Source organism: Actinomadura macrotermitis, assembly GCF_009604375.1.
GTDB classification, from domain to species: Bacteria; Actinomycetota; Actinomycetes; order Streptosporangiales; family Streptosporangiaceae; genus Spirillospora; species Spirillospora macrotermitis.
Genome location: NZ_WEGH01000004.1, coordinates 397,211 through 420,325, shown reverse-complemented (window position 1 = coordinate 420,325; position 23,115 = coordinate 397,211). Strand labels below are relative to the sequence as shown.

The 23,115-nt window shown below is 74.3% G+C and carries 20 protein-coding genes; 15 read left to right on the top strand and 5 right to left on the bottom strand.

What is annotated here, in order from left to right; translation table 11 throughout:
• Genes narH through ACRB68_RS30425 form a run of 5 tightly spaced genes read left to right on the top strand, consistent with a single transcriptional unit; the run spans position 1 to position 4,628 of the window.
• A complete protein-coding gene (gene narH, locus ACRB68_RS30445) occupies positions 1-1,614 on the top strand; it encodes a nitrate reductase subunit beta (protein WP_194293516.1) in 1,614 nt (537 codons plus the stop codon).
• Positions 1,611-2,204, top strand: a complete 594-nt coding sequence (narJ, locus tag ACRB68_RS30440; RefSeq protein WP_328594976.1) for a nitrate reductase molybdenum cofactor assembly chaperone — start codon at positions 1,611-1,613, stop codon at positions 2,202-2,204. The genes narH and narJ overlap by 4 nt, the downstream gene beginning before the upstream one ends.
• A complete protein-coding gene (narI, locus tag ACRB68_RS30435; protein WP_153538570.1) occupies positions 2,201-2,920 on the top strand; it encodes a respiratory nitrate reductase subunit gamma in 720 nt (239 codons plus the stop codon). Before narJ ends, narI begins: the two co-directional genes overlap by 4 nt.
• Positions 2,917-3,513, top strand: coding sequence for an HPP family protein (locus ACRB68_RS30430; RefSeq protein WP_153538568.1), 597 nt, complete (start codon positions 2,917-2,919; stop codon positions 3,511-3,513). Before narI ends, ACRB68_RS30430 begins: the two co-directional genes overlap by 4 nt.
• Positions 3,510-4,628: a sensor histidine kinase gene (locus tag ACRB68_RS30425; RefSeq protein WP_153538566.1), complete on the top strand. Its 1,119-nt coding sequence runs from the start codon at positions 3,510-3,512 to the stop codon at positions 4,626-4,628. The genes ACRB68_RS30430 and ACRB68_RS30425 overlap by 4 nt, the downstream gene beginning before the upstream one ends.
• On the opposite strand, the gene ACRB68_RS42645 is transcribed toward ACRB68_RS30425, so the two are convergent.
• Positions 4,610-5,287, bottom strand: a complete 678-nt coding sequence (locus ACRB68_RS42645; RefSeq protein WP_328594975.1) for a response regulator transcription factor — start codon at positions 5,285-5,287, stop codon at positions 4,610-4,612. The two genes, ACRB68_RS30425 and ACRB68_RS42645, sit on opposite strands and share 19 nt — an antisense overlap.
• An 87-nt stretch (positions 5,288-5,374) precedes the next feature.
• Between ACRB68_RS42645 and ACRB68_RS30415 the strand changes: the two genes are divergently transcribed.
• The 5 genes from ACRB68_RS30415 to ACRB68_RS30395 all read left to right on the top strand — a co-directional run bounded on the left by ACRB68_RS30415 (position 5,375) and on the right by ACRB68_RS30395 (position 13,222).
• The gene (locus ACRB68_RS30415; RefSeq protein WP_194293515.1) at positions 5,375-6,241 is read left to right on the top strand and encodes a MerR family transcriptional regulator; all 867 of its coding nucleotides are present in this window, start codon (positions 5,375-5,377) and stop codon (positions 6,239-6,241) included.
• A 110-nt stretch (positions 6,242-6,351) separates the two neighbouring features.
• Positions 6,352-6,819, top strand: coding sequence for a DUF4383 domain-containing protein (locus tag ACRB68_RS30410; RefSeq protein ID WP_153538562.1), 468 nt, complete (start codon positions 6,352-6,354; stop codon positions 6,817-6,819).
• A gap of 32 nt (positions 6,820-6,851) precedes the next feature.
• On the top strand, positions 6,852-8,948 hold the full coding sequence (locus ACRB68_RS30405) for an MMPL family transporter (RefSeq protein ID WP_153538560.1): 2,097 nt from the start codon (positions 6,852-6,854) through the stop codon (positions 8,946-8,948).
• A 243-nt stretch (positions 8,949-9,191) separates the two neighbouring features.
• Positions 9,192-11,957, top strand: coding sequence for an aconitate hydratase AcnA (gene acnA, locus ACRB68_RS30400; protein WP_328594974.1), 2,766 nt, complete (start codon positions 9,192-9,194; stop codon positions 11,955-11,957).
• A 248-nt stretch (positions 11,958-12,205) separates the two neighbouring features.
• On the top strand, positions 12,206-13,222 hold the full coding sequence (locus ACRB68_RS30395) for an esterase/lipase family protein (RefSeq protein ID WP_153538556.1): 1,017 nt from the start codon (positions 12,206-12,208) through the stop codon (positions 13,220-13,222).
• 20 nt (positions 13,223-13,242) lie between these two features.
• Here the strand turns inward: ACRB68_RS30395 and ACRB68_RS30390 are convergent, their stop codons facing one another.
• Together ACRB68_RS30390 and ACRB68_RS30385 are read right to left on the bottom strand one after the other, a co-directional pair.
• Complete coding sequence (locus ACRB68_RS30390) at positions 13,243-15,126, bottom strand: helix-turn-helix domain-containing protein (protein WP_153538554.1); 1,884 nt, start codon at positions 15,124-15,126, stop codon at positions 13,243-13,245.
• Positions 15,127-15,136: 10 nt separating this feature from the next.
• Positions 15,137-16,087 (bottom strand): 3-hydroxyacyl-CoA dehydrogenase family protein, encoded by a 951-nt coding sequence (locus ACRB68_RS30385; RefSeq protein ID WP_194293514.1) that lies wholly within the window; start codon positions 16,085-16,087, stop codon positions 15,137-15,139.
• A gap of 246 nt (positions 16,088-16,333) precedes the next feature.
• On the opposite strand from ACRB68_RS30385, the gene ACRB68_RS30380 reads away from it, so the two are divergent.
• From ACRB68_RS30380 to ACRB68_RS30365, 4 genes are all read left to right on the top strand, one after another.
• Entirely contained in the window at positions 16,334-17,101 is a 768-nt protein-coding gene (locus ACRB68_RS30380; RefSeq protein WP_153538550.1) for a CoA transferase subunit A, read from the top strand.
• Entirely contained in the window at positions 17,101-17,733 is a 633-nt protein-coding gene (locus tag ACRB68_RS30375; RefSeq protein WP_153538548.1) for a 3-oxoacid CoA-transferase subunit B, read from the top strand. Before ACRB68_RS30380 ends, ACRB68_RS30375 begins: the two co-directional genes overlap by 1 nt.
• Positions 17,734-17,948: 215 nt before the next feature.
• Positions 17,949-19,322 carry an MFS transporter gene (locus tag ACRB68_RS30370; protein WP_153538546.1) on the top strand — a complete coding sequence of 458 codons (1,374 nt, stop codon included), beginning with the start codon at positions 17,949-17,951 and terminating at the stop codon, positions 19,320-19,322.
• A 35-nt stretch (positions 19,323-19,357) separates the two neighbouring features.
• Complete coding sequence (locus tag ACRB68_RS30365) at positions 19,358-21,013, top strand: tannase/feruloyl esterase family alpha/beta hydrolase (protein ID WP_207709870.1); 1,656 nt, start codon at positions 19,358-19,360, stop codon at positions 21,011-21,013.
• On the opposite strand, the gene ACRB68_RS30360 is transcribed toward ACRB68_RS30365, so the two are convergent.
• Positions 21,014-21,742 carry an SDR family oxidoreductase gene (locus ACRB68_RS30360; protein WP_153538544.1) on the bottom strand — a complete coding sequence of 243 codons (729 nt, stop codon included), beginning with the start codon at positions 21,740-21,742 and terminating at the stop codon, positions 21,014-21,016. It lies immediately after the preceding gene.
• An 84-nt stretch (positions 21,743-21,826) separates the two neighbouring features.
• Between ACRB68_RS30360 and ACRB68_RS30355 the strand changes: the two genes are divergently transcribed.
• Positions 21,827-22,420 carry a TetR/AcrR family transcriptional regulator gene (locus ACRB68_RS30355; RefSeq protein ID WP_153538542.1) on the top strand — a complete coding sequence of 198 codons (594 nt, stop codon included), beginning with the start codon at positions 21,827-21,829 and terminating at the stop codon, positions 22,418-22,420.
• On the opposite strand, the gene ACRB68_RS30350 is transcribed toward ACRB68_RS30355, so the two are convergent.
• On the bottom strand, positions 22,397-23,014 hold the full coding sequence (locus ACRB68_RS30350; protein WP_328594973.1) for a LysE family translocator: 618 nt from the start codon (positions 23,012-23,014) through the stop codon (positions 22,397-22,399). The genes ACRB68_RS30355 and ACRB68_RS30350 overlap by 24 nt on opposite strands.
• Positions 23,015-23,115 lie beyond the last annotated feature (101 nt).

Genomic DNA, 23,115 nt, shown 5'->3' with positions numbered 1-23,115 from the left:
ATGCGCGTCATGGCGCAGATCGCAATGGTGATGAACCTCGACAAGTGCATCGGGTGCCACACCTGCTCGGTCACCTGCAAGCAGACCTGGACGAACCGGGCGGGCACCGAGTACGTGTGGTTCAACAACGTCGAGACCCGGCCCGGCCAGGGCTACCCGCGCCGCTACGAGGACCAGGAGCGCTGGAAGGGCGGCTGGAGGCTGGACCGCCGGGGCCGGGTGACGCCGCGCGCGGGCGGGCGGCTGCAGCGCTACACGCGGCTGTTCGCCAACCCCGACATGCCCTCCCTGGACGACTACTACCAGCCCTGGACCTACGACTACGAGAACCTCACCGCCGCGCCGCTCGGCGACGACGTGCCGACCGCGCCGCCGCGCTCGCTGATCGACGGCGAGCCGGCCGCGGTGACCTGGGGCCCGAACTGGGACGACGACCTCGGCGGCGGCCCGGAGCACCTGGCCGGCGACCCGCTGCTGCAGCGGATCGGCGACGACGTGCGGCTGGAGTACGAGCGGGCGTTCATGTTCTACCTGCCGCGCATCTGCGAGCACTGCCTGAACCCCTCGTGCGTGGCCGCCTGCCCGTCCGGCGCGATCTACAAGCGCGTCGAGGACGGCATCGTGCTGGTGGACCAGGACCGCTGCCGGGGCTGGCGGATGTGCGTGTCGGGCTGCCCCTACAAGAAGATCTACTTCAACCACCGGACCGGCAAGGCCGAGAAGTGCACGATGTGCTACCCGCGCATCGAGGCGGGCGAGCCGACGGTGTGCTCGGAGACCTGCGTGGGGCGGCTGCGCTACCTCGGGGTGATGCTCTACGACGCCGACCGGGTCGGCGCGGCCGCCTCCGTCGCCGACGACAAGGACCTGTACCCGGCGCAGCTGGAGTGCTTCCTGGACCCGGCGGACCCGGAGGTGGCGGCCGCCGCCGAGCGGGCCGGGATCCCGCACGACTGGGTCGAGTCGGCGCGGCGGTCGCCGGTGCACGCGCTCATCGCCGACTACCGGGTGGCGCTGCCGCTGCATCCGGAGTACCGCACGATGCCGATGGTCTGGTACGTCCCGCCGCTGTCGCCGATCGTGGACGCGCTCGCCGGGACCGGCCACGACGGCGAGGACGCCGCCAACCTGTTCGGCGCGATCGACACCCTGCGCATCCCGGTGTCGTACCTGGCGGAGCTGTTCACCGCGGGCGACCCGGCGCCGGTCGAGGCGGCCCTGCAGCGGCTGGCGGCGATGCGCGCCCACATGCGGCGCGTCAACCTCGGCGAGGAGGCCGACCCGGAGATCGCCGCGAGCGTCGGGATGGGCATCGGGCGGATGGAGCGGATGTATCGGCTGCTGGCGCTGGCCAAGTACGACGAGCGCTACGTCATCCCGACCGCCTACGACGTGGGGGAGCGGGACGGCGCGGCGGACCTGGGCTGCGGGCTGGAGCACCCCGGCGGACCGGGGATGTTCGAGAACATCCCCGACCTCTCCCCGGAGCCGTCGGTCCCGGCGCCCGCGCGCCCGGCGGACGAGCGGCTGCGCGGCCGGGTCAACCTGCTGAACTGGAACGGCCGCGGACGCCCGGCCGGCCTCTTCCCCGAGCCTGGAAAGGACGAGGCGTGAACGATCCGATCATCTGGCAGTCCGCGGCGCTGCTGCTGGACTACCCCGGGCCCGGCTGGCCGGACACGCTCGGGCTGGTCGAGACGGCGGTGCGGGACCGTCCGGGACGGGCCGGCGACCATCTGCGCGCCTTCCTCCAGGAGATGCGGCCGGTATCCGCCATGCAGGCCGCCGAGCGCTACGTCACCACGTTCGACCGGAGCCGGCGCCGCACGCTCTACCTGACCTACTACAGCCACGGCGACACCCGCGGGCGCGGCGAGGCGCTGATCTCCATCAGGGAGCGCTACGCCTCCTACGGGTGGGTCGGCGACGAGGCGGAGCTGCCCGACTACCTGCCGATGATGCTGGAGTTCACCGCCCGCTGCCCGGCGGCGGGCCGGGAGCTGCTGGCCGAGCACCGCGCGGGCGTCGAACTGCTGCGCGACGCGCTGCGCGAGCACCGCAGCCCGTACGTGCGGGTGGTGGAGGCCGTCCGCAGCACGCTGCCGGGACCGGGCCGGGCCACGCAGGCGCTGGTGCGCGGGCTGGCGCGCACCGGCCCGCCCGCCGAGTCGGTGGGTCTGCAGGACGAGGGGACGCGGCGATGAGACACCTGCACGTCGCCCTGTGGGGTGTGCTGCCGTACGTCGTGCTGGTGCTGTTCGCCTCGGGGACGGCGTGGCGGTTCCGCTACGACCGGTTCGGCATCACCACCCGGTCCAGCCAGTTGCACGAGAGCCGTCTGCTGCGCGTCGGCAGCCCGCTGTTCCATACGGGGCTCTTGCTGGTCGCGGGCGGGCACGCCGTCGGCCTGTGCGTCCCGGAATCCTGGACCGAGCGGCTGCACGTCTCGGAGTCGCTGTACCGGCTGAACGCCCTGGCGGCCGGAGGCGTCGCCGGCGTGGCCGCCCTCGCCGGGCTCGGCGTGCTGCTGTGGCGGCGGATCCGGGTGCGCGCGGTCCGCCGGGCCACGCGCCGCGACGACCGGCTGATGTACCCGGTGCTGGCCGCCGCGCTCGCGGCGGGGCTCGCCGCGACGCTGCTCGCCCCGGTCTCGGACGGCTACGACTACCGGCTGGGCGTGTCGGTGTGGTTCCGCAGCCTGTTCGAGCTGAGCCCGGACGTGTCCGCGATGGCGCACGCCCCGCTGGTCTACCAGGCGCACGCGCTGCTCGGCATGGCGCTGTTCGCGCTGTGGCCGTTCAGCCGGCTGATGCACGCCTTCGCCGCGCCGCTCGGGTACGCCTTCCGCCCCTACATCGTCTACCGCTCGCGCGGCCGGGCCGTGCCGCCGCCCGCCCCCCGCTCCCTGACGCGGCGATGACCCGGCTCGACGACCAGCGCACCGCCAGGGCGCCGGGCCACCGCGCCGGCCGGAGGCGGGCCCCGGCCGCGGCCTGGTGCGTCCCGCTGGCGGCGGTGTGCATCGCGCTGCCCGCCGCCCTGGCCTGGTGGCTCCGGCAGCCGCTGGTGTTCCCCTCGCTCGGGCCCACCATCTTCCTCGCGCTGACCGGCTCGGCCGACGTCGCGGCGTGCCCGCGCAACACCCTGCTCGGGCACCTGGTCAGCGCCGCCGCCGGATATTCGGCGCTCGCCGTCACCGACCTGGCCCGGACGCCGCCCGACCTGGCCCACCCCGACGGCCGCCGCGTGCTCGCGGTGGCCGTCGCGCTCGCCCTGACCTGCGCCGGGATGACCGCGCCGCGGTTCCGGCACCCGCCCGGCGGGGCCACCACGCTCATCGTGGCGCTCGGGCTGCTGCGCACGCCCGCGCAGCTGGCGGACCTGATGGCGGCGGTCGCCCTGACCACCGTGCTGCTCGTCCTCGCGAACCGGTCGCTGCGCCGCCCCTACCCTCTGTGGGCGCCGCGCGGCCGTGCGGCGCCCACGGCCGATCTCATCCGGGAGCGACCATGACCACCCTCCCCCCGCCCCCCGTCCCCGTGCCGCGGCGCCGGATGACGGCCGCCTGCGTCGGCGTCGTCGCCCTGGTCGCCGTGCTCGCGGCGCTGCTGCTGAGCGGGCTGGTCCAGCGCCTCTACCGCGACGAGGCGATGATCGCGCTGGAGCAGCGCACCATCACGCTGCTGGACTCCGGCGCCCGCCCCGCCTCGCAGCCGGGCGTCGTGGCGGCCCTGGCCCCCGCCGCCGGCGGACGGCGCCTGGCCGGGGACGTGCCGGGCGCCGCCCCGATGCCCGGCGGGCCGCCGGCGGGCACCGTCGAGGACGGCCAGCTCACCCTCACCGCGCGCACCTCCGCCGCCGGGGTGCTGCGCATCGCCGAACCGTACGCGCCGGTCGTCCGGCGCACCTACGACACCTGGGGCCTGATCTGGACGGGCGTCCTCGCCGCGATCCTGCTGTCCCTGCTGGCGGCGCGGTGGACCCAGCGCGCCTTCATCCGGACGCTGGCGCAGACGGGCACGCTCGTCGAGCGCGAACGGGCCTTCAGTGAACACGCCGCGCACCAGCTCCGCGCCTCGGTCACCGCCATGCTGCTCGGCCTGGAGGCCGCGCTGGAGCGCTCGGGCGGCAACCTGACCGCCGCCGTCCGGACCGCCCTGCGCCGCGGCCACCGCGCCACCGCCTCCATCGACGACCTGCTCGCGCTGGCCCGGGGACGCCGCACGCGCGCCGTCCTGGAACCGCGCCGGCTGCTGGAGGAGGTGCACGACACCTGGGCGGCCAAGGCGCAGGCCGCCGGGCGGCGGCTGACCGTCCGGGCGGGCGCGCCCCTGCCACCGGTCGTCGCGGCGCACGCGGCCGTGCTCCACATCCTGAACGTGCTGGTGGACAACGCGCTCACCCACGGCGAGGGGGAGGTGACGCTGGCCGCCGCCGCGACGGGCGGCCACGTCGTGTTCAGCGTGCGCGACGAGGGACGCCTCGCCCGCCCGCACACGCACGACGGCACCGGGCTGGCCCTGGCGCGCGCCCTGGCCGAAGCCGAGGGGGCGCCGCTCCGGACGGTGGCCGGCGGCTCCACCACCTTCGCCCTGGAACTGCCGGCCGCTCAGCCCACCAGCCGGTAGCCGCGCCCCCGCACCGCCACGATCCCGGCGGCGCCCGCGACCTTGCGGCGCAGCGCGGAGACGTGCACGTCCAGCGTCTTGTGGTCCCCGAACCAGTCCGCGCCCCACACCTGGTCCATCAGCCGCTGCCGGGGCACCACCTCGCCCGGGGACGACATCAGCGCCAGCAGCAGGTCGAACTCGCGCGGGCGCAGCGCGACCTCCCGCCCGGCGGCGAACACCCGCCGCGCCGCCGGCTCCACCCGCAGTCCTCCCACCTCGGCCACCGCGAGCTCCGCGGCCGGGCCGGGCGGGTGCCGCCGCAGCTGTGCCCTCGCCCGGGCGAGCAGCTCGTTCAGCCGGAACGGCTTGACCATGTAGTCGTCCGCGCCGCGGTCCAGGGCGCTGACGACCGACTCCTCCCGCGAGCGCGCCGTCAGCACCACGATCGCCATCCGGAGCGCCCGGTTCCGCAACTGCCCGCACAACTCCACGCCGTCGACATCGGGCAGTCCCAGATCCAGGAACACCAGGTCCGGCGTCCGCCGCTCGACCTCGCGCACCGCCTCGTGCCCCGTCGCCGCCAGCACCGCGGCGTAACCCCGCTCGTTCAGCACGGTGACCAGCTCGCGGCCGGTCTCCGGATCGTCTTCGACCACGAGGAGTTTCGCGACTGGCACGCCACGAGCCTAGTGCCGCGCGGTCCTCCCGCCTCCGGTGCCCCGCACCGGCCGAAGGCCGTGTCGGCAGATGTGAGGATGAGGGACGTGAGCAGCGGGGGTGCCGGTCCGGTCGAGGGCGGGGCGTGGACGGCCGGGCAGGTGGCCCGGTACCTGGGGATCGCCGAGTCGACGCTGCGGTCGTGGCATCTGCGTTACGACATCGGCCCGCCCAACCCCGTGCCGGGGCGGTACCGCCGCTACGGCGCCGCCGACGTCGCCCGGTTGCGGCGGATGCGCGACCTGGTGCGCGCGGGGATGCTGCCATCGGAGGCCGCGCGCGCCGTGTCCGGGGCCCCGCGGCAGGGCCGGCCGGCCGAGCGGGCGCTGGCCGGGCTGCTGGACGCGGCGCGGGCGCTGGACACCGGCCGGTGCGCCGCCCTGGTCGAGGACGCGCTGGCGCGGTGGGGCGTCGTGGCCGCCTGGGAGGGGCTGTGCCGGCCGGCGCTGGTGGCCGTCGACGCCGACCAGCGCGACGAGCCCGACTGCGTCGACATCGAGCACGCGCTGTCGTGGGCGGTGGCGGCCGCGCTGCACCGGCTGCCCCGGCCGCCGGCCGCCTCCGGCGCGGCGCCGGTGCTGCTGGCCTGCACCGATGGCGAACAGCACACCCTGGCCCTGGAGGCACTGGCGGCGGCGCTGGCCGAACGGGAGGTCCCGGTGCGGATGCTGGGCGCGGCCACCCCCGCCGCCGGGCTGCTGCGGGCGGTGGCGGCCGTGCGGCCCGCGGCGGTGGTGCTGTGGTCCCAGCGGCCGGCCACCGCACGGCCCGCGACGCTGCTGGCCCTGGCCGACCACCCGGTGCTCCGGATCACCGCCGGGCCGGGCTGGGCGTCCCCCCGGCCGGCGGGCGTCCGGCACGCCGCCGGCCTGGCGGAGGCGCTGGCCCTGACGTCCCCGGGCCCTCCGGGCTGATCGCCACGTGGCGGCGCGCTTTCGGCGCGGGGTGTGTAGGGACCCGCGCACCGGGTAGCGCTGAGGCAACGAGCGTTGCACAACCGTTGCAACCAGAGGGGCGGCAGGACATGCACACCGGAACAGGGAACGGCGCGCAGCCAGGCGCGCGCACGAAGGTGCAGTGGGCGGCGCTGGTGGTGGGCGCGGTCTTCGCGCTGGTCGGAGTGCTCGGGTTCATTCCGGGCATCACGACCGGCTACGACACGATGAGCTTCGCCGGTCACCATTCCGATGCCCAGTTGCTGGGCATCTTCAACGTGTCGGTGCTGCACAACATCGTGCACCTGCTGTTCGGCGCGGCCGGGCTCGCCGCGTCCCGCCAGGCCGCCGCGTCCCGGCTGTACCTGATCGCCGGCGGCGTGATCTACCTGGTGCTGTGGCTGTACGGCCTGGTGATCGACAAGCACAGCGGGGCCAACTTCATCCCGGTCAACAGTGCCGACGACTGGCTGCACTTCGTGCTGGGCGCCGGCATGATCGCCGCCGGGATCGTGCTCGGCCGGTCCCTCGGCGCCCGTCCCGGCGCCGGCCGCTGACCCGGCCGGCCCACCGAGGAGAAGAGGACGCATTGTCCCGGCTCGGCCGCCATGCCCGCTGGCTCGTCCCCGCCCTGATCCTGCTGGTCTGGTTCGTCGGAGTCGGGCCTTTGGGGAAGTACACCGGGATGCTCGGCGACGTCCAGCGCAACGACGAGACCTCGTTCCTGCCCGCCGGCGCTGAGTCCACCCGGGTGGGGAAGCTGGAGAAGGGGTTCACCGACCCGGGCGTCGTCCCGCTGATCGTGATGTGGGAGGCCACCGGCCCGGACCGGCTCACCGCCGGGCAGCGCGACGCCGCCGGGCGCGCCCTGCAGGCCGTGGGGCGGCTCGGCGTCACCGCCGAGCCGCCCTCGCCGCCGCTGCCCTCGCCCGACGGCAGGGCGCTGCAGGCCGTGGTCCCGCTGCGCCAGGGCGGCGAACCGGACCAGGTGGTCGAACGGATCGACGGGGCGCTCCCGGCGGTCCCCGGTACGCGGACCTACCTGGCCGGGCCGGCCGCGGCACGGGCCGACCTGTCCCGCGCGTTCGCCGGCATCGACGGCATCCTGCTGATGGTGGCGCTCGGCGTGGTGCTGGTGATCCTGCTGCTGGTCTACCGCAGCCCGGTGCTGCCCCTGGTCGTGATCGCCGGCGCGGTGCTCGCGCTCGCCCTGGCCGGCGCGGTGGTCTACGCCCTGGCCGATCACGGCGTGCTGGACCTCAACGGCCAGACCCAGGGCATCCTGTTCATCCTGGTGGTCGGCGCCGCCACCGACTACGCCCTGCTGCTGGCGGCGCGGGCCCGCCAGGAGCTGGCCACCGGGGTCGGGCGGTGGGCCGCGGTCGGCACCGCCTGGCGCCGCTCGCTGGCCCCGATCACCGCCAGCGCCCTCACCGTCGCCCTCGGCCTGCTGACGCTGCTGTTCAGCGATCTGAACTCCAACCGGGCGCTCGGCCCGGTGGCCGCCATCGGCGTGGCGTGCGCGCTGGTGTCGGTGCTGACGTTCCTGCCCGCCGCGCTGGTGCTGCTCGGCCGCTTCGCCTACTGGCCCGTCCACCTGCGGACCGCCGGCCCGGGCGACGCCGCGGGGTCCGGGGTCTGGCGCCGCGTCGCCGCGCTGATCGCCCGGCACCCGCGCCGGGTCTGGGCCGTCACCGCCGTGGTGCTGGTCGCCTGTGCTCTGCCGCTGCCCACCCTGAAGGCCGGCGGCATCGCGCAGAGCGAGGCGTTCTTGAACCCCGAGCCCTCGGTGCGCGGCCAGCAGGCGCTGGCCCGGCACTTCCCCGCCGGCACCGGCGACCCGGCCGTCATCATCACCCGTGCGTCCGCCGCTCAGCAGGTCGCCGAGGCCGCCCGGCGGACGCCCGGCGTCTCCGCCGTGCGTCCCGTCACCGAGGGCGGGCACGCCGGCCCGCCGGGCGCCCCCAAGGTCGTCGGCGGCCGGGTCCAGTTGGAGGCCACGCTCACCGAGCCGCCGGACAGCGTCGCCGCCAACCACACCGTCCGGCGGCTGCGCGACGCGGTGCGCGGCGTGCCCGGCGCGGACGCGCTCGTCGGCGGCTACACCGCCACCCGGTACGACACCCAGGCCGCTTCACGGCGCGACCGGCTGGTCGTCATCCCGATCGCCCTCGTGGTGATCACGCTGATCCTGGCGCTGCTGCTGCGGGCCCTGGTGGCGCCGCTGCTGCTCGTGGCCACCGTGGTGCTGTCCTTCGCCGCCACGCTCGGCGTCTCCGCGCTGGCCTTCAACCACCTGTTCGGCTTCCCCGGCGCCGATCCCGCGGTGCCGCTGTTCGGGTTCGTCTTCCTGGTCGCGCTCGGCGTCGACTACAACATCTTCCTGATGACCCGCGTCCGCGAGGAGGCGCACCGCCACGGCACCCGGGAGGGCGTGCTGCGCGGCCTGGTCGCCACCGGCGGGGTCATCACCTCCGCCGGCGTGGTCCTGGCCGCCACCTTCGGCGCGCTCGCCGTCATCCCCCTGATCTTCCTGGCCCAGATCGCCTTCATCGTCGCCTTCGGCGTCCTGCTCGACACCCTGGCGGTGCGGTCGCTGCTGGTGCCCGCGCTCGTCCGCGACCTCGGCGAACGCACCTGGTGGCCGGGGCGTCCCGCCGGGCCGGCCGGACCGCCGCACAGGTAACTTGATGTCGAGATAAATCGGAGATAGCTTGACGTCGAGAGAAAAGCTGCGGAAGTTAGGCGGACCTGAGTGCCGGGCAGGGGCTTGACTACGGCAGGATGCATGGGGGAATAGAACCCCCGCCCCGACCTCGCGCGGGGACGGGCCCGCGCCCACCGCGGCCGGGTCACTACAGACAGTTAGCGCCAATGCCGTGCCGTCATGTCCCGGACCGGACGCGCGGTGGCGACGGAGGAGGAGTCCGTGTCCGCGAACAGCTTCGACAGCCGCAGCACGCTGCAGGTGGGCGAGAAGTCCTATGAGATTTACCGGCTGGACGCCGTCGAGGGCTCGGCCCGTCTCCCGTACAGCCTGAAGGTGCTGCTGGAGAACCTGCTGCGCACCGAGGACGGCGCGAACGTCACCGCCGACCACATCCGCGCCCTGGCCGGCTGGGACTCCCAGGCGCAGCCGAGCAAGGAGATCCAGTTCACCCCGGCCCGCGTGATCATGCAGGACTTCACCGGCGTGCCGTGCGTGGTGGACCTGGCGACCATGCGCGAGGCCGTGCGCGACCTCGGCGGCGACCCGACGAAGATCAACCCGCTGGCGCCGGCCGAGATGGTCATCGACCACTCGGTCATCGTGGACTACTTCGGCACCCCGCAGGCCTTCGAGCGCAACGTGCAGGTCGAGTACGAGCGCAACAAGGAGCGCTACCAGTTCCTGCGCTGGGGCCAGACCGCGTTCGACCAGTTCAAGGTCGTCCCGCCCGGCACCGGCATCGTGCACCAGGTGAACATCGAGCACCTGGCCCGCGTGGTGTTCGACCGCGACGGCGTCGCCTACCCCGACTCCTGCGTCGGCACCGACTCCCACACCACGATGGAGAACGGCATCGGCGTGCTCGGCTGGGGCGTCGGCGGCATCGAGGCCGAGGCCGCGATGCTCGGCCAGCCGATCTCCATGCTGATCCCGCGCGTGGTCGGCTTCAAGCTGACCGGCGAGCTGAACCCCGGCACCACCGCCACCGACCTGGTGCTGACGATCACCGAGATGCTGCGCAAGCACGGCGTCGTCGGCAAGTTCGTGGAGTTCTACGGCGAGGGCGTGGCCGCGCTGCCGCTGGCCAACCGCGCCACCATCGGCAACATGAGCCCCGAGTTCGGCTCCACCTGCGCCATCTTCCCGATCGACGGCGAGACCCTGTCCTACCTGCGCCTCACCGGCCGCAGCGAGGAGCAGATCGCCCTGGTCGAGGCGTACGCCAAGGAGCAGGGCATGTGGCTCGAGCCGACGGCCGAGCCGGAGTTCTCCGAGTTCCTGGAGCTGGACCTGGCCACGGTCGTGCCGTCGCTGGCCGGCCCGAAGCGCCCGCAGGACCGCATCTCGGTGTCGGAGGCCAAGCAGACCTGGCGCCGCGACGTGCAGAACTACGTCACCAGCGTGCAGGGCCCGGTCGACGAGTCGGTCGACGAGTCCTTCCCCGCCTCCGACTCCCCGGCCGTCGGCCACGGCTCCAACGGCGACAAGCCGCGCGAGTCGGTCACCGGCGACCAGGGCCGCCCGCACAAGCCGGTCACCGTCACCATGGAGGACGGCTCCAGCTTCGAGCTCGACCACGGCCACGTCGCGGTCGCCGCCATCACCTCCTGCACCAACACCTCCAACCCCTACGTCATGATCGGCGCCGGCCTGCTGGCCAAGAAGGCGGTCGAGAAGGGCCTGACCCGCAAGCCCTGGGTCAAGACCTCCATGGCGCCCGGCTCCCAGGCCGTGACCGACTACTACGAGCGGGCGGGTCTCACCCCCTACCTCGACAAGATCGGCTACAACCTGGTCGGCTACGGCTGCACCACCTGCATCGGCAACACCGGCCCGCTGCAGCCGGAGATCTCCAAGGCGATCAACGACAACGACCTCGCGGTCACCGCGGTCCTGTCGGGCAACCGCAACTTCGAGGGCCGCATCAGCCCCGACGTGAAGATGAACTACCTGGCCTCGCCGCCGCTGGTCATCGCCTACGCGCTCGCGGGCACGATGGACATCGACATCCTCAACGACCCGATCGCCGAGGGTACCGACGGCCCGGTCTACCTCAAGGACATCTGGCCGGCGCCCGAGGAGGTCGCCGCGATCGTCGAGTCCTCGATCGGCCAGGACATGTTCACCAAGAACTACGCCGACGTCTTCAAGGGCGACGAGCGCTGGCGCGGCCTGGACATCCCCACCGGCAACACCTTCGAGTGGGACGAGTCCTCCACCTACGTCCGCAAGGCCCCCTACTTCGAGGGCATGCAGACCGAGCCCGCCCCGGTCACCGACATCCACGGCGCCCGGGTGCTGGCCAAGCTGGGCGACTCGGTTACCACCGACCACATCTCCCCGGCCGGCTCCATCAAGGTCGGCACGCCCGCCGCGCAGTACCTGCAGGACAACGGCGTCGCGGTGAAGGACTTCAACTCCTACGGCTCGCGCCGCGGCAACCACGAGGTGATGATCCGCGGCACGTTCGCCAACATCCGGCTGCGCAACCAGCTGCTGGACGACGTCGAGGGCGGCTACACCCGCGACTTCACCCAGGACGGCGCGCCGCAGTCCTTCATCTACGACGCCTCGCAGAACTACCAGGCCGCCGGCATCCCGCTGGTCGTCATCGCGGGCAAGGAGTACGGCTCGGGCTCCTCGCGCGACTGGGCCGCCAAGGGCACCGCGCTGCTCGGCGTCCGCGCCGTCATCGCCGAGTCCTACGAGCGCATCCACCGCTCGAACCTGATCGGCATGGGCGTGCTGCCCCTGCAGTTCAAGGACGGCGAGTCCGCCGCGTCCCTCGGCCTGACCGGCACCGAGACCTTCGACATCACCGGTGTCGAGAAGCTCAACGAGGGCGGCGTCCCGCGCGAGGTGACGGTGAAGGCCGACGGCAAGGAGTTCACCGCCGTCGTCCGCATCGACACCCCGGGCGAGGCCGACTACTACCGCAACGGCGGCATCATGCAGTACGTGCTGCGCAACCTGCTGCGCAAGTAAGCAGGAGCGGTCACCGGGCCGCCTCCTCCCACCGGGAGGGGGCGGCCCTTCGCGTGCAGGTGGCCGCGGGGCCGGGAGAAGCGGCGCACACCCATCGGCGGGAACAATGGGCCTCGCTCCCATAGCCGCCGGCAACGGCCGGGTTTCTAATTTGGAACTACCTCGGCCCCACCCCCGGCTTTCCGTCCGCCCGACCGAGTCGCATGAGCCGTTTTCCTCATGGGGGCGCTGACGGACAGGAGAATTCGATGCTGCGTTCCACCCCCGCCGAAACGAAGCGGCCCCCCGGAAGGGGCGGGCACGGACGGTACGGCCTCCTGGCCGGCGTGCTGTCGGCCGGCACGGCCGCGCTCGCCGCCGTCACGGCGTTCGCGGCGCCGTCCGTCCCGGCCGCCGCCGCACCCGTCCACGACCCGGTCATCATGATCCCAGGCATGACCGGCTCCCCGTCCAACATGGAGCCGATGAAGAGCAGCCTGCAGTCCAACGGCTGGCCCGCGAACCGCCTGTTCACCTGGACCGACAGCAGCAGCATGGAGCAGGACCTGGCGGCGGCGGCCAGGGAGCTGGGCGCCGAGGTCGACCAGGTCCGCTCCCAGACCGGCGCCGCCCGGGTGGTGCTGGCCACCTGGTCGGCCTCCACCCTGGCCGCCCGGTACTACATCAAGAACCTGGGCGGGGCCGACAAGGTGTCGCAGTACATCGGCTACGCCGGCCCCCAGCACGGCACCACCAACAACGGCTGCCGGCAGTACGTGTCCTGCCAGCAGTTCGGCGACGCCGGCTCGGCGTTCCTGAAGGCCCTCAACTCCGGCACCGAGGTGCCGTTCCACGACAGGGTCGCCTACATGACGGTGCGGTCCGTCAACGACACCAACGCCGCTCCCTACGACACCGCCAAGCTGGAGGGCGCCGACGAGAACCTCCTGCTGTCGGGGCCCATGGCGCCCACCCACTTCACGATCATCTCCGACGGCACCGCGCTGGCCGGGATGCGCAGGTTCATCCTCGCCCACGAGGACGGCGCCCCGCCTCCCACCTCGCCGCCCCCGACCTCTCCGCCGCCCACCACCCCGCCGCCTTCGGGCGCCTGCTACACCGCCAGCAACTACGCCCACGTCCAGGCGGGCCGCGCGCACGACTCCTCCGGCTACGCGCTGGCCAACGGCTCCGACCAGTCCATGGGCCTCGACGTGGTCTACGGCACCACCAGGCTCCGCCAGACCGGCCCCGGCTACTACGTGATCGACAACAGCTGCGCCTAGCGGGGCGCATGACCTGGGCGCTAGCGCTGCGGCTCCTGCTCGCCGGCCTTGAGGAGCCGCAGCGCGATGTGCACCTCGAGGAGGTGGTCGGCCTGGCGCCAGGACTCGCCGAGCAGCCGGGTGATGCGGTTCAGGCGCTGGGTGACGGTGTTGGCGTGCAGATGGAGCGCCTGTGCGGTGTTCTTGGTGTTCTGGTTGTTGGCGCAGAACACCTCCAGCGTGTGGAGCAGCTCGGAGCGGTGCGCGCGGTCGTAGTCGAGGACCGGGCCGAGCGTGGTGCGGATGAGGGCGCCGATGTCGGGCCGCCCGTTGAACAGCGTCCCCACGAAGCCCAGGCCGCGGGCGTCGGCGATGTCGCCGACGCGTCCGAGCGCCAGCAGCGTGCGCATGCACCGGGCCGCCTCCTCGTAGGCCGCCGCGATCCGGGTGACGTGCGCGGCCCGCGCCGTGCCGGCGGTGACCGGGTGGTGGCAGGCGCGCGACAGCTCGCGCACGGCGGCGCGGGCGACGGCGTGCGGGTCGTCGCCGGGCAGCAGCAGCACCACCGCCCCCTCGTGGTGGGCCGCCAGGCCGCCCTGGCGGCGCGCCAGCGCCGCGGTCAGGGCGTGGACGCGCACGGGGGAGGCCCCGTCGGTCTGCGCGACGATCATGTTGCGGCAGGCGCCGAGGTCGACGCCGAGGATCCGCGCCCGGTGCTGCAGCAGGTCGTGGTCGCGCGGCTCGGTGGCCAGCAGCTCGGTGAGCAGCTCGCCGCCCACCCGCGCCTGCGCCTCGGCGATGCGCCGGCGCGTCACCAGGACCAGCGAGGCCGCCAGCGCGGCGCGCTCCAGGATGCGGCGGTCGGTGTCGCCGGGCGCCGCCCCGCCGAGCAGGAGCACCGCGCCGAGGTCCTCGGACTCGGTGATCAGGGGAACGGCGCACAGGCCGTCCTGGACCAGGGTGCGCCCGGACGCGCGGGCCCGGGCGCTGACGGCGGCCAGCTCCTGGGCGGCGGACGCGGTGACGGCGCCGGTGGCGGTGATCACCCCGCCGTGCTCGTCGACCACGACCACCTCGCCGGGCAGCGCGTCCGCGGCGGCGCGGGCGACGTCGTCGACGCCCTTGCCCCGCAGGACCAGCCTGGTGAGCCGTTCGTGGACGTCGGCCGCGCGCTCCAGGTCCTGCACGTAGGAGCCGATCGTGGCGTTGGCGGTCCGCAGGTCCGCGACCGCGGACCGCGCGGCGGCCAGCAGCCGCGCGTTCTCGATCGCGACCGCCGCGTGGGCGCCCAGCATCGCCAGCGCGCTGATGTCGTGGCCGGTGAAGGCGCGCACGCCCCGGTGCGCGGCGAGCAGGACGCCGATGACCTCCTGTTTGATCTTGAGCGGGACCCCGACCAGCGAGTCGATGCGCTCGGCGACCACGGTGCGGTCGATCTCGGGGGTGCGCACGATCGACTCGTCGGACATGTAGCAGGAGGCGCTGTAGGGCTCGCCGGTGCGCGCGACCAGGCCGCCCACCCCGGTGCCCTTGGGCAGCCGCAGCTCGTGCAGCAGGCCGGAGATGTTGCCCGAGGCGGCCTTGATGTAGCAGTCGCCGCGGTCGCGGTCGCTCAGGCTGATGTAGGCCAGGTCGCAGTCCAGCAGCCGGCGGGCGCGGTCGGAGATCGCCCGCAGGATCGAGTCCAGGTCGCGCATGGAGGCCAGGTCGTTGGCGGTGTCGTTGAGCAGCTGGAGCTCGGCCTCGTTGCGGCGGTGCCGGGCCAGCAGCTCGCGCAGGCGCAGCGCGACGGCCCGCTCCCGCTCCAGGTGGGCCAGCCGCTCTGGCCGGGCGCCCGCCGCGCGGGCGTCCTCCACCGGCGCGTCGAACGCGGCGACGCCGGCGTCGTCGAGGAGCAGCCGGAGGAACGACTCGTCCGCGGCCATCGCCGTCACCTCATCGCGTCGCCGGGGCGGGGGCGCCGGAGCCGGCCGCCGCCGGTCCGGCGAGATTGCGGCGGATGCCCGCGCTGAGGCGCCGCGCGACCTCGGCGTCCCGGCCGGGCGGCCAGGGCAGCAGGCCCGCCCCGCAGGAGCGTCCCCGGCGGCCCTCGCCCAGCGGCACGTCGATGCCGGGGAACGCCCCGGTGTCGCTGGACAGGTGCGGCGCCAGGCTGCCCAGGATGTCGCGGGTCAGCTCCAGGCCGATGTAGTCGGCGTTCTCCATCGGCCCGACGGCCGACCAGCGCAGCCCCAGGCTGGAGCGCATGACGGTGTCGATGGTCGCCGGGTCGCAGACCCCCTGGTCGAGCAGGTGCAGCGCCTCGCGCACCAGCGCGAACTGCAGCCGGTTGCCGACGAAGCCGGGCACGTCGCGCCGCAGCCGGACGGTGGTCCTGCCCATCGCGGCGAGCAGGGCGCAGGCCTCGTCGACGAGGCGCCGCTCGGTGCGGGCGCCCGGAGCCACCTCCACCAGCGGGACGAGGTAGGGCGGGTTCCACCAGTGCACGCCGACCAGCCGCCCCGGGTGCGCCATCCCCTCGGCCACCCGCGTGATCGACAGCACCGAGGTGTTGGTCCAGACCGGCGTCCCGGGCGCGGCGAGGGACTCCAGCGCGGCCAGCACCCGGTGCTTGACCTCCAGCCGCTCGGGCACCGCCTCCACGATGACGTCCGCGTCCCGCACGAGGTCCCCGAGCGCGGGCGCCGCGGTGACGCGGGCGGCGGTCCGCTCGGCCTGCGGCCCGCCGGCCCCGCATTCGGCCAGCGCCCGGCGGACCCGGGCGGGGAGGGCGGCCAGGGTCCGGGGGTCCACGTCGTGGACGGCGGCGGCATGGCCCGCCCGCGCCAGTGCCACGGCGATCCCGTGCCCCATGAGGCCGCCGCCGACGATGCCGAACCTGGTCATGAGCCGAGCCCCGTTTCCGTTGGCCGATGGTGGGTCCACACGGTAGGTCGGCGGCGGGGCCGGTTCAATGTGGATCGTCCACACCGCTGTCCGCGCGGGGTGTGGCCGGTCGCCGGTGTGGGAGAGCGCCATCCGGTGATCGCCGATTGTGTGAGCGGGGTCCATGGAAGGCCCCGGGCAGGGGACCTCTAATGGTCGGCGTCCCGGGCCAGCCGCCCACCCGACCGACCCATGGAGCAGAGCCGCATGGACAAAGTGATCGCAAGCGCCGCCGAGGCGGTGGCCGACATCGGGGACGGGGCGTCCCTGGCCGTCGGGGGGTTCGGCCTCTGCGGCGTCCCCGAAACGCTGATCCGCGCCCTGCTCGGCCACGGCGCCGGCGGGCTGCGGCTGGTCTCCAACAACTGCAGCGTCGACGACCGGGGCCTCGGCGTCCTGCTGCGGGCCGGCCGCGTCGCCCGCGTCACCGCCTCCTACGTGGGCGAGAACAAGGAGTTCGCACGCCAGTACCTGGCCGGCGAGCTGGAGGTGGAGCTGATCCCCCAGGGCACGCTGGCCGAGCGGCTGCGCGCCGGGGGAGCGGGGATCCCGGCCTTCTACACCCCCGCCGGCGTCGGCACCCCGGTCGCGGGCGGCGGGCTGCCCTGGCGCCACGACGCCCACGGGGCGGTCGCCGTGGCCTCCCCGCGCCGGGAGACCCGGGTGTTCGACGGCCGCGAGCACGTCCTGGAACGGGCGATCACCTGCGACTTCGCCCTCGTGCACGCCGCCCGCGGCGACCGGCACGGCAACCTGGTCTTCCACCGCTCGGCCGCCAACTTCAACCCGCCGGCGGCGATGGCCGGGCGCGTCACCGTCGCCGAGGTCGAGGAGCTGCTGGAACCGGGGGAGATCGATCCCGACCAGGTCCACCTGCCGGGCGTCTTCGTGCAGCGGGTGGTGGCGCTCACCCCCGCGCAGGCCGCCGACAAGCCCGTGGAGCGCCGCACCCTCGCCGAGAGGACCCCGCTCTGATGCCCTGGACCCGCGACCAGATGGCCGCCCGCGCCGCCGCCGAGCTCACCGACGGCGGCTACGTCAACCTCGGCATCGGACTGCCGACGCTCGTGCCCGAGCACGTCCCGGCGGGTGTGCACGTCGTGCTGCACTCGGAGAACGGCATCCTCGGCACCGGCCCCTACCCGGCCGAGGACGAGGTCGACCCCGACCTGATCAACGCGGGCAAGGAGACCGTCACCGCGCTGCCCGGCGCCGCCTTCTTCGACTCGGCGCTGTCGTTCGCCATGATCCGCGGCGGCCACATCGACACCGCGATCCTCGGCGCGATGCAGGTCTCGGCACGCGGCGACCTGGCCAACTGGACGATCCCGGGGAGGATCGTCAAGGGCATGGGCGGCGCGATGGACCTGGTCCACGGCGCCCGCCGCGTCCTCGCGCTCACCGAGCACACCGCCCGCGACGGCAGTCCCAAGATCGTCGCCGAGTGCACCCTGCCGCTCACCGGCGTCGGCTGCGTGCAGCGGATCATCACCGACCTCGGCATCCTCGACGTCACCCCCGGCGGCCTGCGGCTCGCCGAGACCGCCCCCGGCGTCACCCCGGGCGACGTCGCGGCCGCCACCGGCGCGCCGGTCGCGCTCACCTGACGGCCCGTAGAGCCTCCGACCCACCCGACGGCGACACCGCGGGGGCTCTACGGGCGCCACACGGCGCCGGAGGTGTGTGCGCCGCACACCGCACCGCGGGCGAAATGTGGGTTCCGTTCACGTGGTCACCGGTCCGGCCGCCACCTAGCGTTCCCTGTCACAACCCTCCGAGTGGCGTGGATCACAGCGCCCTCCTTGCAGGAAGCAGCCCTCCCATGACCGACGCCAGCAGCTCCGTACCGCCGCCGGCCCGACCGGGCGGCATCGCCCGCATCGTCGGCGCCTCCCTGATCGGCACCACCATCGAGTGGTACGACTTCTTCCTCTATGGCAGCGCCGCCGCGCTCGTGTTCAACAAGCTGTTCTTCCCCACCGGCGACCCGCTGACCGGCACGCTGATCGCGTTCCTCACCTATGCGGTCGGCTTCGCCGCCCGGCCGCTCGGCGGGGTGGTGTTCGGCCACTTCGGCGACCGGGTGGGCCGCAAGAAGCTGCTGGTGGTCAGCCTGCTGATGATGGGCGGCGCGACGTTCGCGATGGGCCTGCTGCCCACCTACGCCACGGCCGGCGTCCTCGCCCCGGTCCTGCTGACCGCGCTGCGCCTGGTGCAGGGCTTCGCGCTCGGCGGCGAGTGGGGCGGCGCGGTCCTGCTCGTCTCCGAGCACGGCGGCGCGGACCGGCGCGGCTTCTGGGCCTCCTGGCCGCAGTCGGGCGCCCCCGGTGGGAACCTGCTGGCCACCGGGGTGCTGGCGCTGCTGGCGGCCGTGCAGTCCGACGCGGCGTTCCTGTCCTGGGGATGGCGCGTGCCGTTCCTGCTGTCGGGCGTGCTGGTGGCCGTCGGGCTGTGGATCCGCGTGACGGTGTCGGAGTCGCCGCTGTTCCTGGCGGCCAAGGCCCGCGCCGAGGCCGGCGGGAAGGAGGCGGCCCCGGTCGTGGAGGTGTTCCGCACCGGCTGGCGGCAGGTGCTCGGGGCGATCGGCACCCGGTTCGGGGAGAACATCTCCTACTACATCCTCACCTCGTTCCTGCTGGTGTACGTGACCACCCACCTGAAGCTCGGCAAGGGCACCGCGCTGAACGCGGTCCTCATCGGCTCGGCCGTCCACTTCGTCACGATCCCCGCCTGGGGCGCGCTGTCGGACCGGATCGGCCGCCGCCCGGTCACCCTGATCGGGTCGGCCGGCATGGCGGTGTGGGCGTTCGCGTTCTTCGCCCTGGTCGACACGAGGTCGTTCGCCGTCATCACCGCCGCCGTCACCGTCGGGCTGCTGCTGCACGGCGCGATGTACGGGCCGCAGGCGGCGTTCGTGTCGGAGATGTTCGACACCCGCGTCCGCTACTCGGGCGCGTCGATGGGGTCCCAGCTCTCCTCCATCGTCGCCGGTGCCCTCGCCCCCGTCATCGCCGTCGAGCTCCTCAAGGACTACGGCTCGGCCACCCCGGTCGCCCTGTACGTGTCCCTGGCCGCCATCGTCACCACCGTCACCGTCGCGCTGATCAGGGAGACGCGCGGCCGCGACCTGGACCGTCCGCTGGCCGGCGCGCACGCCACCGTCGCGCCCGCCCGGCAGCCGGTCGCCGGCTCGTGACGCGCCCCCCAGGCCCCCCGCTCGGAAAGGCCGCCATGAACCGAGGCAGAACCCTGGTCGCCGGAGGCGCCGTCATGCTGGCGGCCGCGATGGCCGGCCCCCTGCGAGCCGCGCCGGCGTCCGCGGCCGAGACCTGCGCCGGGCTGGACGGCCTGGCCGTCCCCGCCTCGGCGATCGGCCTGCCGACCCGCGGCGGGCAGGTCCGCCAGGCGGTGCTCGTCCCCGCCTCCGGGCAGGGCGCCACGGCCGTCGGCGAGTACTGCCGGGTGGAGGCGGCCCTGCACCCGGTGGATCCCGCGGCGCCCGACATCCTGATGCGGATCGCCCTGCCCACGGCCTGGAACGGCAAGACCATGATGTTCGGCGGCGGTGGATACGACGGCACGATTCCCAACATCGCCGGGAACGTGCCCTACGGCCTGCCCGACCGGCCCACCCCGCTCGGACGCGGCTACGCCACCTTCGCGAGCGACTCGGGGCACCAGGCGGCCCCCGGCTTCCAGCCCGCCACGTCGCTGGACGGCTCGTTCGCCGTCAACGACGAGGCGCTGCGCAACTTCGCCGGCGACGCCCTGAAGAAGACGCGGGACGCCGCCGTCCACCTCATCGGCCGCCGGTACGGTGGGGCCGTGCCCGCCCGCGGCTACTTCGCCGGGGGCTCGTCGGGCGGACGCGAGGCGCTCGCCGTGGCGCAGCGCTGGCCCCGCGACTTCCAGGGGGTCATCGCGGCCTACCCCGCCTGGAACGCCGCGGCCCTGGACCTGTTCTTCGGGTACGAGGCCCAGATCCTGTCGCGGCCGGGGGCCTTCCCCGGGCCGGCCGAGCAGGACCTGCTCCACCGCAGCGTGATCGCCGCCTGCGACGCCGGCGACGGCGTCCGGGACGGCATCGTCTCCAACGAGCGGGGTTGCCGTTTCGACCCGCGCGTCCTGCGCTGCGCCGGCCGCCACCACGAGGCGGGCACCTGCCTGACGGACCGGCAGATCCGGGCCGTCCGGGCGCTGTCCGCCCCGCTGCGGCTGCCCTACCGGATCGCCAGCGGCGAGACCGGATACCCCGGCTTCCCGTTCCTGTCGGGCGCCGCCATGACCACGCCGCTGCTCGGCATGGGCACCGCGGCCCCGGCCGACCCGATGCCCAAGTCCGGCGGTTACGGCGTCCAGTTCTGGGACCAGTGGATCCGGTACGCCGTCACCAGGGACCCCGGCCACGCCTCGCTGGCGGTCGACCCGCGCCGGCCCGGCCGGTGGCGCGCCCGCATCAGCGAGCTGTCGGCCCTCCAGGACGTCAAAGACCCCGACCTGCGGCGCTTCGCCGCCGCCGGAGGCCGCCTCCTCCTCGTCCACGGCCTGGCCGACGAGCTGGTCAGCCACCGCTCCACCGCGCAGTACTTCGCCCGGGTCCGCGCGACCATGGGGGCGCGGGCGACGAACGGGTTCGCCCGCTTCTACACCGTGCCCGGTGCCAACCACGCCAACGTCAAGGCCGATTTCACCGCCGGCTGGGATTCGCTCACCGTCCTGGAGGACTGGGCCGAGAACGGCGCCCCGCCCAGGGACCCCGTCGTGCGCGACACCGGTCCGGCCGCGGCGGGGCGCGCCCGGCCCCTGTGCGAGTACCCGGCCTGGCCTCGCTACAAGGGCTCGGGCGATCCCGGCGACGCCGGCAGCTTCACCTGCCGGGGTGGCTGATCAGCGGCCGGTGGCCAGGGACAGGCCGCCGTTGACCTCGATCACCTGCCCGGTCATGAAACCGTTGGCGGTGGTCAGCGCGACGGCCTGGGCGACGTCCTCGGCCTGCCCGATCCGGCCGACCGGCAGCGCGGCGGCGTGCTCGGCGAACATCGCCTCCCGCTGCTCGGCCGGCATCGCGTCCCACCACGGCGTCGCGATGACGCCGGGGGAGACCGCGTTCACCCGGCGCGGTGCCAGCTCGGCGGCGAGCGGGCCCACCATCGCCTCCAGCGCCCCGTTGATCGCGGCGAGGCCGGCGGTGCCGGGCAGCGCCGCGCGCGCCGAGGACGCGGTGATGAAGGTGATCGAGCCGTCCGCGGCGAGCCGGGGCAGCGCGGCCTGCAGGATCCGCAGGTGCAGCCAGAACTTGCCCTCGAAGCCGCCGCGCAGCTCGGCCAGGTCCAAGGTGGCGATCGGGCCGGCGCCCGAGCCGCCGCTGAGGGCCAGCACGAGGGCGTCGTAGGTGGTGTCCTCGGCGAAGAACGCGGTCAGCGCGGCGTCGTCGGCGGCGTCCACCCGGCGGGCGGTGACCTTGCCCTCGATGCCGGCGGCGGTGGCGGCGAGACGGGCCTCGTCCCGGCCGGTGATCACCACTTCGGCGCCCTGCGCGGCGAGCAGTGCGGCGGTGGCCGCGCCGATCCCCGAGCTGCCGCCCAGTACCAGCACGCGTCGTCCGGTCAGTGTCATGTCGGCTCCCCATTTATCGAGACCTTCTGTCTCGACAAGTATTTGCCGAGACTCCCGGTTTCGTCAAGTGGGTAGGGTGGGGACATGGAGCACGAGGAGACCGAACGCCGCCCGCATACCGGGCGGCGGCGCAACGAGGCCGCCCGGCGGGCCATCCTGGACGCCGCGGTCGAGCTGCTCGGCAGCGCCGACGAGGGGCCGGTGACCATCGACCGGATCGCCGCCGCCGCCGGCGTCGGCAAGCAGACGATCTACCGCTGGTGGCCGTCCAAGGGCGCGGTCCTGCTGGAGGCGCTCGGCGAGCGCGCCGAGACCGACGTGCCGGCCCCGGCGACCGGCTCCCTGGGGGGCGACCTCGCCGCGTTCGTCGCCGCGACCTTCCGGGCCGCCGGGAACCCGCGGATGGCGGCGGCACTGCGCGGGGCGATGGCCGAGGCGCAGCGCGACGAGCCGGCCGGTGAGGTGATGCGCGCGTTCATCGCGCGCCGCAGGCAGGCGCTCCGGGAGGTCTTCGAGCGGGCCGACCTCGCTCCCGGAGCCGACGTCGAGCTGCTGATCGACCAGGTCTACGGCGTGCTGTGGTACCGGATCCTGGTCGGCCACGCCCCGCTCGGCCCCGCGCAGGCCGCGGAGCTGGCCCGCTCGGTCGCCGCGCTAGCCCTCGGCCGCCAGGCGTAGCCCGAAGCCGATGAAGGCCAGGCCGGTGACCTGCTGGACCCGGCGCCGGACGGCGGGCCGGGCCAGCATCCGGCGGGCCGCGCCCGCGACGCCGACGACCAGCCCGAACCACAGCAGGCCCTGCACGGCGTGGATCGCGGCGAACAGCAGGCTCGTCCAGAACACCGACGCCCCGTCCGGCACGAACTGCGGCAGCAGCGACATGTAGAAGACGCCGATCTTGGGGTTGAGCAGGTTGGTGTCGAAGCCGGTGCGCAGCGCGGCACGGCCCGTCATCGGCCCCTCCTCGGCGGGCGCCTCCGCGGTGGCCCGCCGGGCCGTCCACAGGGCGCGGGCGCCGAGCCACAGCAGGTAGCAGGCGCCCGCGACGCGCAGCGCGTCGAAGGCCAGGCGGGACGCCGACAGCAGCGCGGTCAGCCCCGCCGCGCTCGCCACCGCCCATGCCAGGCAGCCGGCCGCGACGCCGAGCCCGGCGACGTAGCCGACGCGGCGGCCGCCGGTCACGGTGGCGCGCAGCACGAGCATGGTGTCGAGGCCGGGGGTGACCGTCACCAGCAGGGCGACGGCGGCGAAGGCGAGGCAGGCGGTCAGCACGCCCACATGCTTGCACAACGGGCATCGGGGCGGCGGTGGTGATCTCCGGGAGCGATGCGGGAAGGGGAACGGCACGGAATATCGATGATCGGAAGGGAATT

Excerpts from the sequence above, each read along its gene's own strand:
- ACRB68_RS30385 (WP_194293514.1), bottom strand. The coding sequence starts at position 16,087 with ATGACCAGGTTCGGCATCGTCGGCGGCGGCCTCATGGGGCACGGGATC.
- ACRB68_RS30425 (WP_153538566.1), top strand. The coding sequence starts at position 3,510 with ATGACCACCCTCCCCCCGCCCCCCGTCCCCGTGCCGCGGCGCCGGATG.
- ACRB68_RS30380 (WP_153538550.1), top strand. The coding sequence starts at position 16,334 with ATGGACAAAGTGATCGCAAGCGCCGCCGAGGCGGTGGCCGACATCGGG.
- ACRB68_RS30370 (WP_153538546.1), top strand. The coding sequence starts at position 17,949 with ATGACCGACGCCAGCAGCTCCGTACCGCCGCCGGCCCGACCGGGCGGC.
- ACRB68_RS30395 (WP_153538556.1), top strand. The coding sequence starts at position 12,206 with ATGCTGCGTTCCACCCCCGCCGAAACGAAGCGGCCCCCCGGAAGGGGC.
- ACRB68_RS30375 (WP_153538548.1), top strand. The coding sequence starts at position 17,101 with ATGCCCTGGACCCGCGACCAGATGGCCGCCCGCGCCGCCGCCGAGCTC.
- narI (WP_153538570.1), top strand. The coding sequence starts at position 2,201 with ATGAGACACCTGCACGTCGCCCTGTGGGGTGTGCTGCCGTACGTCGTG.
- ACRB68_RS30360 (WP_153538544.1), bottom strand. The coding sequence starts at position 21,742 with ATGACACTGACCGGACGACGCGTGCTGGTACTGGGCGGCAGCTCGGGG.
- narH (WP_194293516.1), top strand. The coding sequence starts at position 1 with ATGCGCGTCATGGCGCAGATCGCAATGGTGATGAACCTCGACAAGTGC.
- ACRB68_RS30390 (WP_153538554.1), bottom strand. The coding sequence starts at position 15,126 with ATGGCCGCGGACGAGTCGTTCCTCCGGCTGCTCCTCGACGACGCCGGC.
- ACRB68_RS30355 (WP_153538542.1), top strand. The coding sequence starts at position 21,827 with ATGGAGCACGAGGAGACCGAACGCCGCCCGCATACCGGGCGGCGGCGC.
- ACRB68_RS30430 (WP_153538568.1), top strand. The coding sequence starts at position 2,917 with ATGACCCGGCTCGACGACCAGCGCACCGCCAGGGCGCCGGGCCACCGC.
- ACRB68_RS30365 (WP_207709870.1), top strand. The coding sequence starts at position 19,358 with ATGAACCGAGGCAGAACCCTGGTCGCCGGAGGCGCCGTCATGCTGGCG.
- ACRB68_RS30410 (WP_153538562.1), top strand. The coding sequence starts at position 6,352 with ATGCACACCGGAACAGGGAACGGCGCGCAGCCAGGCGCGCGCACGAAG.